The 11741-nt window shown below is 60.0% G+C and carries 9 protein-coding genes and 1 pseudogene; 5 read left to right on the forward strand and 5 right to left on the reverse strand.

From position 1 onward, the window contains the following. The first annotated feature begins 399 nt into the window (after positions 1–399). Positions 400–597: a hypothetical protein gene (locus tag ACVI1L_RS07010; protein WP_456782569.1), complete on the forward strand. Its 198-nt coding sequence runs from the start codon at positions 400–402 to the stop codon at positions 595–597. A 66-nt stretch (positions 598–663) separates the two neighbouring features. Beyond that, on the forward strand, positions 664–1296 hold the full coding sequence (locus tag ACVI1L_RS07015) for a MarC family protein (RefSeq protein ID WP_456782570.1): 633 nt from the start codon (positions 664–666) through the stop codon (positions 1294–1296). Between the two features lie 278 nt (positions 1297–1574). Here ACVI1L_RS07015 and ACVI1L_RS07020 read toward each other — a convergent pair whose 3' ends face one another. Beyond that, positions 1575–1745, reverse strand: coding sequence for a hypothetical protein (locus tag ACVI1L_RS07020; protein WP_158074180.1), 171 nt, complete (start codon positions 1743–1745; stop codon positions 1575–1577). 23 nt (positions 1746–1768) lie between these two features. On the opposite strand from ACVI1L_RS07020, the gene ACVI1L_RS07025 reads away from it, so the two are divergent. From ACVI1L_RS07025 to ACVI1L_RS07035, 3 genes are all read left to right on the forward strand, one after another. Next, positions 1769–2218 (forward strand): Hsp20 family protein, encoded by a 450-nt coding sequence (locus ACVI1L_RS07025; protein WP_092088751.1) that lies wholly within the window; start codon positions 1769–1771, stop codon positions 2216–2218. Positions 2219–2302: 84 nt separating this feature from the next. After that, positions 2303–2800, forward strand: a complete 498-nt coding sequence (locus tag ACVI1L_RS07030; protein ID WP_026193316.1) for an Hsp20/alpha crystallin family protein — start codon at positions 2303–2305, stop codon at positions 2798–2800. A 19-nt stretch (positions 2801–2819) separates the two neighbouring features. Further along, positions 2820–3428: a hypothetical protein gene (locus tag ACVI1L_RS07035; protein WP_456782571.1), complete on the forward strand. Its 609-nt coding sequence runs from the start codon at positions 2820–2822 to the stop codon at positions 3426–3428. Between the two features lie 395 nt (positions 3429–3823). Here the strand turns inward: ACVI1L_RS07035 and ACVI1L_RS07040 are convergent. From ACVI1L_RS07040 to ACVI1L_RS07055, 4 genes and pseudogenes are all read right to left on the reverse strand, one after another. Next, positions 3824–4015 (reverse strand): annotated as a pseudogene (locus ACVI1L_RS07040) (epoxide hydrolase); the annotation flags it as partial. Positions 4016–4854: 839 nt separating this feature from the next. Beyond that, on the reverse strand, positions 4855–5100 hold the full coding sequence (locus ACVI1L_RS07045) for a hypothetical protein (protein WP_156436217.1): 246 nt from the start codon (positions 5098–5100) through the stop codon (positions 4855–4857). 2443 nt (positions 5101–7543) lie between these two features. Beyond that, positions 7544–9754: a PAS domain S-box protein gene (locus ACVI1L_RS07050; RefSeq protein WP_456782572.1), complete on the reverse strand. Its 2211-nt coding sequence runs from the start codon at positions 9752–9754 to the stop codon at positions 7544–7546. Positions 9755–11026: 1272 nt separating this feature from the next. Further along, positions 11027–11338, reverse strand: coding sequence for a DUF736 domain-containing protein (locus ACVI1L_RS07055; protein WP_456782573.1), 312 nt, complete (start codon positions 11336–11338; stop codon positions 11027–11029). Positions 11339–11741 lie beyond the last annotated feature (403 nt).

The raw sequence follows: 11741 nt of genomic DNA on the forward strand, positions 1-11741 counted from the left end.
CAAGCTTCCAGCGACAACCGTGCTGACCGAATTCTGAGCGGCTCTACGATCACAAGCCTTCCGGGCTGCGACCATGGCCAAGAACCCTTGAAATGGCCGAATCTGCTCCCATCGTCTGTTGTGAGCAAGCTTCAGCTTACCGAAAGGTCCTCGGAGACAATTTGACCATGGACTCGAAACGGGCATCCAGCTTTGCAGGGGCTGCGGATCTTGTGGCGCACGCCGACACGGCGCGTCGACACCTTGCTGAATTGAGCGCAGCCTGTGCGAACGGCGACAAGAGTGCGGCCCGCCGGGCATTGCGCCAGGCAATCAGTGAGCTCGAGCTCGCTCGCGCGATGTTGCGAATTGGAAATGACTGAATTGGAGGCGTCGGGCACCTAACTGCGGGGCTCCATCATGACGGCACAGCTTCACGATTTACTTACCGAGGCCCTTGAAAGCATCAAGTCGGGCGGTTTAATTCACAAATACAGCCTGGTCTGGGCCGGTCGTAGCGAGGCGCCACGCATTATCGTGTGTAAATCCGCCGACATTCCAGATGACGTTTTGCGTCGTACAATAGTGAGTTCACTGGCTGGCTGGCCTCGCAGCTGAGTCACAAATTACCATCGAAAAGGATTGAGGGCGGCGGCGTTCAGCTGTCCAAGGTGGGCTGCGACTATGCTTTGGAATCAGTTCGTCGGAATCACGATGCTGCTCTATGCGCTGACGAATCCGGTCGGAGCCATTCCAGTCTTTCTTGCGATCACGCGGCAGGCGCGAAGCGCAAATATCCATCGTATCATCGTCTTGGCATGCACGGCGGTTGCGGTTTTCTTTGTGGGGGCCGCGGTCCTCGGCAAGCAGATCCTCGGCTTCTTCAATGTCGGCCTCGATGACTTTCGTATCGCGGGCGGGTTGCTCGCACTGGTCATCGCGCTCGAGATGTTTCAGGCACAGTATGGGAAATTCTTGCAATCCACCGGAGTTGACAGCAGCGAGGTAGATATCCATGGAATGGCGATAACACCGTTTGCATTCCCTTTGCTCGTCGGACCAGCCGAAGTCGGCATCATGATCACCCTTTCCAATGATAATCCTGGCTGGCTTTCGAAGGCGCTGCTTGCTGCGGCGTCAATCATCGCAACATTCCTGATCGGATTGACACTCTGGACGGCGGCGGCGATTGAGCGGTTCCTGGGAAAAACCGGGATCAACGTTATGACCCGCACCATGGCGCTCATTGTAGCGGCGATAGGCGTGAACTTCATTATGACTGGCCTGCGGAGCGAATTGCCCGAATTGGCCGGCTGAAATTCTGACAGGTCAGTTGCAAGCTAGGCTTCCGCGCCGGCTGCGCAACGGATCTCACATGACGCGTGCCTTCGTGGCGAGCCTTTGCACGGCAGCCGGCCCCAGAGCAAATGGAAATACCGCAATGGGACTGGCACGCCCGGGGACAAAGTGCAAACTCTCCGATCCCGCGCGAGGTTCAGCATTGAGCGGTCTCCCGACCCGGCGCAGATGGCCGGCGTGCCCTCGCGAGCCAACTGCCCGAACTCGGTTCCGGTGCGCGGGCCGGAATAACCCGACTAAAACCAAGCCAAAAAATTTTTGCGAACGCTCTTGAAACTGATCGCCGTTTTTCTAATTGGATTTTTGCCGCTTACGGGCGGTGCCGGGCGCCAGGTTGGGCTCGGCAAAGCAACCAGGGCGCCGGACAGGTGTCTTGCACCGATCGTCTTGCGCTCCTTCGTATCCATCTTGCTCTCTGGAGGACTTGGCTATGAGGACATACGATTTCGCTCCCCTGTGGCGTTCGAGTATTGGATTCGACCGCCTCATCGATCTTCTCGACGAAACCCAGCAACGGTCCGAAGACAACTACCCGCCCTACAATATCGAGCGGCTCGGAGAGGACCGTTACCAGATCTCGGTCGCACTGGCCGGCTTCAACCAGGACGAGATTTCGGTGACGGCTGAGCAGAACGTGCTGACCGTGGAAGGCCGCAAGGGCGACAAGGACCAGCACGAATACCTCTATCAGGGTATCTCGGCGCGTCCGTTCAAGCGACAGTTCAACCTCGCCGACTACGTGCAGGTCAAGTCGGCAATGGTCGAGAACGGTCTGCTGCGGATCGAGCTCGTGCGCGAAATCCCCGAGGCCATGAAGCCTCGGCGTATTGCCATCGGAAGTGGCGCTCCTGGCGGACAGATCACGCAGAAGGCGGCCTGAGCCCGCTTCCTATTGGGCCAAAACACGCACGGACGGTAACCGTCCGTGCGCTGACCAGCTGCATGTCAAGTTAAGGAGGATATCATGGGTATTCGGGATCTCGTTCCCTGGGGCAAAGGGCAAGAACTCTCAACCGGACGAGAGGCATTCGATCCGTTTCTCACGCTTCACCGCGAGATGAACCGTTTGTTCGATGACGCCTTCCGCGGCTTCGGTTCATTCGGTCGCATCAACGCTCCGTTGATGGAGGGCCAGTTTAGCTGGCCGCGCCTGGAACTGAATGAGACCGATAAGGAGGTTACGGTTTCCGCCGAGCTTCCAGGCCTCAGCGAAAAGGATGTCCAGGTTGAAATCGCCAACGGCATCCTTTCAATCCGGGGTGAAAGGAAAGCAGAACGCAGCGACGATTCCAAGTTCGTCAGCGAGCGATATTACGGCTCTTTCGAGCGCCAGATTCCGCTTGATGGCGTCGAGGAAGATAAGGCGAAGGCCGACTTCAAGAACGGCGTCCTCACTGTAACGCTGCCGAGGTCCGAGCAGTCACGGTCGAACGTCAAGCGTATCGCGATCAACAGCAACTAACGTCAGAGGTCGGCGGCGTATGACCGTCGCCGACCTCTATATTCAAGCCTTCAGCAACGCGCCTCTAGGCGAACGGAGAAACGGGAGGCACGACATGAGCCATGTCAATGGCAATGCCAACATCAATGAGTCGCTATTTCATTCAGTATCCCACTACAATTCACCTGGCGATGTATTGAATGACGCGCGGCTCTCGACAGACGAGAAGCGCGTCATCCTATCGTCCTGGGCATCGGATATGTACGTCATCGAATCGCAACCGACCCTGCGGGAGATCCCTGGCATTCCACATCGGTTGCGCCTCGCCGATATCCTGGCGGCGCTGAAGCGGCTGGACGACGAGGAGGATCCGCCGCCGCGCGGTGGAATGGCGATGCAGCTGCCTCGGTTGAGCAAGCCGGTGCGCGCCGTTTGCGATTCCGAACGACATGCTGCGACGAAGCGGCATCGGCCGTTGAGAGTATCCCGCGCGGATGCTCGGTGGACTCGCGAAGCAAATGTACGGCGGTACCGGCGGCTGTTGGACACTCAACTGACTGACGCAGAACGCAACTTCATCAGGCGGCGTCTTGTCGAGGAATTGAAGGGCCTGATCACCTCCCGGAGCGAGCGTCGTCACAAAAACTGAGCCCGGGACCGCGCAGTGTACGATTAAACTGTCGATGGAGGCAGGAAAAGATGGCAGCAGATCCTTTAGCTCAAGCGAAGATGGGTGTGGAGGCCCTTGCACTGTGTATCGCAGGTGTCTTGTGCGAACGTGACCCATCGCTTTTGCCCGTATTCCAAGAAAGTGCGAGGACGCTTCATCGCATTCTCGATGATCGTGGAGATCATGAGGCGGCAGCAATGATCGGCGCGTTTGGTCGAGCACTAATCAAACGTCCTCCAATCCCAAATTGACAATGGTGACCATAGCACTCCCATAGCTCGTGGGCTAAAGCCTACCACTCGAGCTACGCCGAAAACTGGCGCATCGCCTCCAATCTTTTCATGGGTGACCTCCGGTGAGCATGTTCGCGCCAGAGTTCTGACCAGTTCTTCATAGGCGCGTCGTTCCTCTGCGGAGAGACTGGACGGCGGTGGGTTGCCGCCCTTGAGGGCCTTGTCGACGTCGGCTGGAACGGTGGCGGGCATGTTGGTGTGGATGGCAAGCTATCCCGCAGGTGCCTGTAAGCCCATCTGGTCGACGACAAACGCTCCCCAATCGCCTCCCTGTTCGCCGCAACAGCCCGGGCCCCGATGGCGTGTCTTCCGCGCCCGCGGCCAATTCTACACACAAAACGCGAAAACGGCCCCAGCTTGGGGATCGCTGAGGCCGTCGTTTCGACTGCTGGGGGCGCGGGTGCCGGTGAGCAAGAGCCACCTCGGTTCAGGCAGAATGCCGGTACATCCGCGGCAGCCTGAATTGCACTCGACGTCGCACTTGCCGAGAGCCTCAGGGGGACGCATACAAGCGACCCCGGCGCTGGGGGCACCAGGGTCGCCACTCAACTCCCGGTCGGGGGGGCACCTGATCGCGGGAGCAACGAATTGACTCTTCGCATTCCCACTTGTTCCCGAGGCGTTAGCAAATCAGCAACGTGATCGGCGCAGGCTTCTCTGAGGGACGGGACCGTTGGGGACGCAGCACGGTCACGTTTCGGAGGAGCTGGCGCACCGGCCCTGAGCGTCGGCTCCTCTTTTGGACCTTGTGTGAGTTAGGCAACAGCCGTCACTCCGGGTACCTGTTAAGCAAGTGACGTTGGGAATTTCAGGGCCCTAGCGCTGGGAATGACAGGGCGCCGCCGGGACAAACCATTTCGGGCCCGGCGGCGTAGTTTTTGAGATTTGCCACGCTGACGCATGAGAGGCGTCTCAAGATGTCTGGCGACAAGATTGCTACAAAGACCGTGCTGTTAGCGCTGGCCATAGGCATTGCCATATGGGCAACTATGGGGGCGCCCGAGCCAGGCACAAACTCGCCGATGCACGTCGCCAGCAGGCGATGAGGCCCTGCCTGCCCGTTGGCGGTTTAGTCTCCTAGGGACATCGGGCGCTGTCGCTTTAGGTCGGCGTCATTCGAGCGGTAGAGAAAGCGCGGGCAGCGGCCTATTGCCCTGCTCGCAACCTGTTCGCCCCTTGAGCGGCAGAACCGGCGTTGAGGCATCCGCGGCAGTCCGGCCCATGAAATGGATCAGATTAACGCCCGATGACCACTCCACATAACCAACGGCCGAAAAGGCAAGCGCTCCCACGACGAGAATACTGAGCACTGAAGCAGCGGCTGCTGACGCCAAGCTTTGGCTGCTGAAAAACGGCATCACAATTCTCCGACACCGAGTTGCCACCCATCGGTACGTTAGGCCGACTCGTGATGATCGCGTGTGAACGGCCTCACATATCACGCGCACTTGCTGCGTCATTGGCCCGTGGCACAGCCCCTGCAGTTTGCTTGGTGCTGGGGATTTCAGCGTCCCAGTTCAGGAAGGAAACGCCGCCGGGCGTGTATTATTGAGACCGGCGGCGTCTTTTTCTTGAGCCAGCGCGAGCTAGCTCGTTTCAGGCCGCCTCGTCGTCTTCATCTTGCTGCTCGACGTTCGGCCACTCGGGCATTGCGTACCCCGTGGCCCGATCACTACCCGCAAGCCCACAGAACTCAGCGACTGGAACAGATTCTGAAAGGCGGCTTCGTCTTGAGAGAACTCGCGATCACCCGTACAAAGCGGACTGGCGTGCCAGAATGCAACGAGTGCTTTTGCCTTCAGCCGCCGATGCTCGCAAATCTCCGTAATACCCAGCCTGTCGCGGGCCTCCTCAAAGAACCTGCCTTTTCGGTCAGAGATCTGTTATTTGCTTTATCCCACACATCGATCGGCGCACCCTCACCAAACCGCTCGTCCATTTCTTCATGCATCTTCGTGTGCAACCGCGCCCATTCTGCATGCCGCGCGTAGTATTCGCGCACTAACGGCTCAAACTTCGCAGCGAGCCCGATGAGTTCAGCATCGACCCGCGGCCACCCACCCGGCAATGTCGGGCGGTGTCCATTGTCTGCGTGGTCCAACCCGCAATCGTGATCACCATTTCGCCAGTCAACCCCGACAAGATCCAACACGGTCGCAGCGCGCGATGACGGTTACCACGAAGGATCATATGCATATTCTCGTGGAGCTCGAAAAACTCTTTCATTGACCGGCGGCGCGCCTTGACCCACGCTTGCGTATCCTGCGCGGAATGGCGAATTCCTAGCGGCTTGTTTTGCGTCGCGTGCGACCTTCAATCCCACGACGGCTAGCGCTTCAGTGCCAGCTTCGACCCGAGGCGTCGGTCAAGCCCAGAGCCTACTCCTTCTTAGGTAAGAAACATTTACGTACCGCCGCAGCCATCAACTCGTCAGAATTTTGCACTTTACATCCTGGAGCTAGAGCCAACGGCCCGTGTGTATTTTAAGCGGGCGGCGTCGCGCCCTGGTCAGGCAAACCACCTAAAGCCGGAAGCGGCCGCCATCGAGTTGGTGGCCGGGAGAGCGCTGACACCAACGCAGAGCTTGCTGCGCCCGGAAGACCAACCTCGACATTTGGACCATTCCGGGCCTTACCCGCCTGTTCCGAAATCCAGAACGAGATTACCAACGTGACGGACGAACTTGAATATCTAGCGCACCGATTGGTGATTATCGAGCAACCCGGCGGCGGGTTCTTGCTGGAAGCGACGCCGATCGCTGGCGGATAAACGATCAGAACAATGACCTATCAACGTACCCAGGAAGCGATCGCTGCAGCGAAACGGACAATCGACAAGCATCTCGAAGGTAGGGGACCTGCCAATCTGGCTCGCTATTAGTGGCTTTGGCGGCGGAAGTTCCATGCAGCCCCTTGGGGCTGAGTCGGCGGCTCTCCGCCGATTTGAACCTAAGACATTAAAACAATAAGTCCTAGCGTCTGCGAGGAGCGCTTTGGACGCGCGGTTTTATAGCCCGGCGGGCGGCGGCTACCGCGTGAACACAGATCGGCGAGCCCGAGGGGGCCGAGTCAGGGGCTTCGGTTTTCGGGAGCCGCTCCAATTGCAGACGCAGGGCGGGCGACAATTCCGGCTTTTCCTTGATGCAGCCGCCCGCCGATTCCCGCACAATTGACCGGCTGTGTTGCGGACCGATGTCGACGCCCCCCAGCATCGGAGCAATCTCGTTGCGACCCACCTCCTGAAAGCAACGTCGGCGGACGTCGGCGGTTTCAGCGGCGACCGGGGCAGGTCGAAGGAACGATAATCGTGCTGCCCCATTGAACTGCAGGGACCGTCGCCCGCCGTTGAACTACGGCGCCTGTCGCGGATAGCCAAAGGTCTCACGGCCCGCTATTCAGAACTAGCGCTCGCGAGGATAGCCAAAGGCGGCGGCCTCCTCCAGGCGTAAGAGTCGAACCGTCCTCCGCAGCGCCTGCGATGTTGCCTTCGAGGCCAGCCGCATGGAGTCCCTAAACGATCGCCCGATGTGCCCGGTGTGCAAGCACGGGCTCGCGCTGTCGCGTATCTCTTCCGGCGAGCGGGGATTCGAGGACCATACATTCGAGTGCTCTACCTGCGGCAGGACGGAAAAGGTTACGATCGAGGTTGCCCCCGTGAAGTCAGATGCGGTGGGCTGGCGAGCGTCGGCCGCCGCGCTGACTTGACCCGATCGGTGCCGCCACGGCCAATGCTCGATGCCGATGATCATCCTTGTCGTGTCACGGCAGAAAAGCCAACTCGTTCTGCTGCGCGCCCCATCGCTCAGTTTTCGATTTGATCCATCACGTCGCGTACCTTGGCGGCCAGTTCATTGAAGCTGAAGGGCTTGACGATCAATTGCACGCCCTTATCGAGCCGGCCGTGATGAATGATCGAGTTGCGGGCATATCCGGTAGTGAACAGCACCTTCAAGGAGGGGCGGATGGCTCTGGCTTGAGCGGCGACCTGCGCGCCCGTCATACCGCCCGGAAGGACCACGTCTGTAAACAGGAGATCCACTCGGGGTTGCCGGTCTAGAATCCGCAGAGCCGCCGGCCCATCATGGGCCTCCAGCACGCGATAGCCGAGCTCGCGGAGGCTGTCGACAGAGTAGGCTCTGACGTCGGCGTCATCCTCGACGACGAGAATGGTCTCTTCCTGGGTCGCCTCCGGATTGAGCGTCTCATTAGGTGTGGTGTCATCCGACGAGTCGCCTAACAGGCGAGGCAGGTAAATTTTGACGGTGGTGCCCTGCCCAAGTTCCGAATAAATCTTTACATGACCGCCCGACTGCTTGACGAAGCCATACACTTGGCTCAGCCCAAGTCCCGTGCCTTTGCCGACGGGTTTCGTCGTGAAGAAGGGCTCGAACGCTTGCGCCACGGTCTGCCGGTCCATGCCAACGCCGGTGTCGGTGACCGATATGACGACGTACTGGCCCGCCACCACTTCCCTATGTGCCGCGACATAGGCTTCATCGATGTGGGCGTTACCGGTCTCAAGTGTTAGCCTTCCCCCATTTGGCATGGCATCGCGAGCGTTGACGGCGAGATTGAGGATGGCAGCCTCGAGCTCATTGGGGTCGGCTTCCACGCGCCACAACCCGGCGCCGAGCACGGTCTCCACGGCGATCGTCTCGCCGAGCGTGCGATGGACCATCTCGGAAAGGCCGTTGACCAGAACGTTCACGTCGATCGGCTTGGGATCGAGGGGCTGGCGGCGCGAGAACGCGAGAAGGCGCTGGGTAAGCGAGGCCGCCCGTTGGGCGCCATTCATCGCGTGACGAACGGCGCGCTGCAGATGCGCGGAATCCGAAGGAACATTACGCTGCAACGTGTCGAGATTTCCCATGATCACCTGGAGGAGGTTGTTGAAGTCGTGGGCGACCCCACCCGTCAACTGCCCCACCGCTTCCATCTTTTGGGACTGCCGCAGCGCCTCCTCGTTGCGCTTAAGCTGTTCGGTGCGCTCGATCACCTGCTTTTCCAGCGTGGCATTCAACTCGACGAGCGCCTCCTGGGCACGCTTGCGTTCTGCGATTTCGCGATGCGACGCCTGCGAAAGACGGACATTGTCGATTGCCACGGCCGCTTCGGCGGCGAGCCCCGAGAGGCCCCGCTCGGAGCGCTCCGAAAAGACGCCAGGCTTGCCGTGGCCAAAGAACAGGCCTCCGATCACATCCCCCGTCCGCGAAATCACGGGAACGGCGAGATAGCTCCGGACGGGCAGATGGCCTTCGGGCATGCCTCGACGCGGCGCATTCTTGCCATAGCGGGGATCCTTGGTGATATCGTCGGAGCGCACGATGCCCTCGCCGTTGAAGGTCGGCGCGAACACTTCGGTATTTCGCGGCATCGGAAACTTCGAAAATGCCTCCAGCGGCGCTCCCGAAAGCGTGTAGAGCATGTAGCTTTCGCCGGCCTCGTTGGTGAGGTTGTAGAAAAATGCCCCAAACTCGGCACCGCTGAGTTCGACGCCCGCATCCGTTACGATTTGCACCAGGCGCTGGAGATCAGTCTCGAGGGCGAGGGCCGATCCGGCGCGATTGAGCACTTCGAGCGAATGCCGCTCTTCACGGATCATCTCCTCGGCCTCCCGCTGGATCGTGCGGTCGCGCAGGATCTTGACGAAACCGACGATCTTTCCGCCCTCGCGGATCGGGCTCAGTTCGCCCACCGCCCAGAAACGGCTCCCGTCTTTGCGGAGGCGCCAGCCTTCCTCGCCGCCGCCCCTACCGTGCGCGATCGCATCTTCCATTTCTTTGCGCAACTGCGCCTGGCCAGCGTCTGCGGCAAAGATCCGGTCCAAGGACTTGCCGAGCATTTCGGGTTCGCTCCAGCCAAGGATCCGGCTCGCGCCGGTATTCCAGCTGGTAACGAGTCCGCGTTCATCGGCGCTGATGATGGCCGTATCAGTCGCGCCATTGACGATCTGACGCCACTGGGCCGCGCTGATTTCATCGGGCGCGCTTGTGAGGTCGTCAGCTTCGATCATCGATGCTCCCTGACAAAAGTGCGGATGCCACATCCCGGAAGGAGGCAGGCCGGCGTCAGTAGCTCGACTTTCTTGACGGCCCCCAGCGGCTGTAGAAGTACACTTGGCCAACGCAGGGTCCCAGCGGTGAGTTCCCTTTCGAGCGGGTACGGTGGGGGCACGAAATTTCGTTCAGAACGTCAACACAATGCGGAACAAAGGACCGCATCACGGCCCTTCCCTAGCCATCTTTTCAGGTTCCATGACGGAAGGCCGCAGGAATTGTCCGACCTCGGTGATGGACGCCGTCCGCCTGAGCTGGCGTTCGGCTGATGCTCAACCGCCGGGCGTCCGGAGTGCGGATGGCGGACTAGCCGCCAGACATCGCCGTTGGCGCTTTCGTAGAGAACTCCTCCGGTCCTGCCGTTCAACCGAGGCCGGGCCACCCGGGTTCCTACACGAGCCCGCTTGGGCAGTTCGCAGGCTACGACGGCGCGCTGGCCGCGGGGGCGACCTTCCGCAGCGCCTCCAACGCTCCCTTCTTCGCTGCGGCCATCGATCGCTTCCAAGGTGGCCTGAAAACGGCAAGTGCTCTCGTCGGCGGAAACGGATCCTCCATTCAGATGCGGGGTGCTAGGCGTGGTGCGGGCCGGCCTCTGGCGATACCGCGCGGGTTCAACTTCCGTCCTCCTCTTTCCGCGCTTTACCGCCCCTAGGCGTGTCCGGCGATCGGACGCTGACAGCGCAACAATTGTGCTGGAACATACAGAGACGAGCTTACCGAGAAAATTGAATCGTTTACGTACATTATGGTGACAAGCACCATGTCGATGGCAATAAATCTTGGATGTGCAGACAATCACCTAGCCGCACTTCGGCGCCAGTGCTTTTATCTTGCCCTACACCCGACCCTGCTCTGTCCTCATGTCTGATTGGCCTGGCTTTGCTCAAATCGTCTAGTCGATCCACCGCGCGCTTGATCTCAACGACATAAACTTGAGGCTTTTCGCTCAACAAACGCTGGCAATTCGAGCTCTGGAGGCAGGAGCGAACGCTCGTTAGGCCGGCGAAATAGCATGCTCGGAGATCGAAAATCAGAGGCAAATGCGCCGGGTAATCCCGTTCGCTCAGCCCCAAACGCAGGCCAATAATCCGTCGGGTCGGTCGCATTTTAGCGGGCCACGAGGCCGCTCTTCCAAACGTAAGAAATGCTCCTCTGCCCCTCTCCAAAGCGGCGCAAGAAACGCAAAAAAGCCCCGCCTCCGAGGAGGCGGGGCCGATGGTTGTGGCCGATCAGTCGCCGCTGCGGCGCGACCAGATGAGTGTGAAGCCCTCGTCGCCTTCGACCTTGACCAGCGAGGCGTAGATCGGTGCCGGGAAGCTCGGATCGTCGAGCTTGACCGAGAGATATTCGCGCTCGCTGTCGCGGGCGGTCTTCTTCCAGGCGGCGCCGAACTCGGTCGCCCCCGCAAAGATCCGGTAGTCGGGAGCCTTGTCGTTGTCCTTCTCGGATGCGACGAGCTTCGCCTTGATGTTGAGCGTCAGCGTCTTGATCGAGCCGGTGAAGCCGTTGTCGGAAGCGGTGAAAGTGCCGATGGTCGCCATGATGATCTCCGTCTGTTTTGCTCGGGCGGCGCCCATCGCAGCCTCGATGGCGATCCCTGGCCCGGGGAGCGATCGGCCCGCAGCCGCTAAGGCCCGCAGCGCCAGCGGAGGACGGCGATAAGCCTGCTTTTTTGTGCTTCGCGAGGAATGCCGCCGCTTCGCGGCAGGGGAAAAAAGCAGACGCAGCCGTTGCGGGAAGGCGATCGAGGCGCTTGCCGTCCCCCGGGCTTGATCAGCCCAATCGTGACTGCGTTTGACGCGAGCCCATGACCAAACTGACGGAGATTTTCATGGCGACCGCCGACGTCACAGCATGAGACAACGGCTCGATCGGCGGAAGATAAGCCGATGTCCGTGCATCAATTGCAGAGAGGACGAAGCCGGATCAACGCAAGGAAACCGG

The organism is Bradyrhizobium sp. USDA 4516 (assembly GCF_054055915.1).

Bases quoted from the DNA above. Each gene is read 5' to 3' on its own strand.
- ACVI1L_RS07045 (WP_156436217.1), bottom strand. From the start codon at position 5,100: ATGCCGTTTTTCAGCAGCCAAAGCTTGGCGTCAGCAGCCGCTGCTTCA.
- ACVI1L_RS07025 (WP_092088751.1), top strand. From the start codon at position 1,769: ATGAGGACATACGATTTCGCTCCCCTGTGGCGTTCGAGTATTGGATTC.
- ACVI1L_RS07035 (WP_456782571.1), top strand. From the start codon at position 2,820: ATGACCGTCGCCGACCTCTATATTCAAGCCTTCAGCAACGCGCCTCTA.
- ACVI1L_RS07020 (WP_158074180.1), bottom strand. From the start codon at position 1,745: ATGGATACGAAGGAGCGCAAGACGATCGGTGCAAGACACCTGTCCGGC.
- ACVI1L_RS07015 (WP_456782570.1), top strand. From the start codon at position 664: ATGCTTTGGAATCAGTTCGTCGGAATCACGATGCTGCTCTATGCGCTG.
- ACVI1L_RS07010 (WP_456782569.1), top strand. From the start codon at position 400: ATGACGGCACAGCTTCACGATTTACTTACCGAGGCCCTTGAAAGCATC.
- ACVI1L_RS07050 (WP_456782572.1), bottom strand. From the start codon at position 9,754: ATGATCGAAGCTGACGACCTCACAAGCGCGCCCGATGAAATCAGCGCG.
- ACVI1L_RS07055 (WP_456782573.1), bottom strand. From the start codon at position 11,338: ATGGCGACCATCGGCACTTTCACCGCTTCCGACAACGGCTTCACCGGC.
- ACVI1L_RS07030 (WP_026193316.1), top strand. From the start codon at position 2,303: ATGGGTATTCGGGATCTCGTTCCCTGGGGCAAAGGGCAAGAACTCTCA.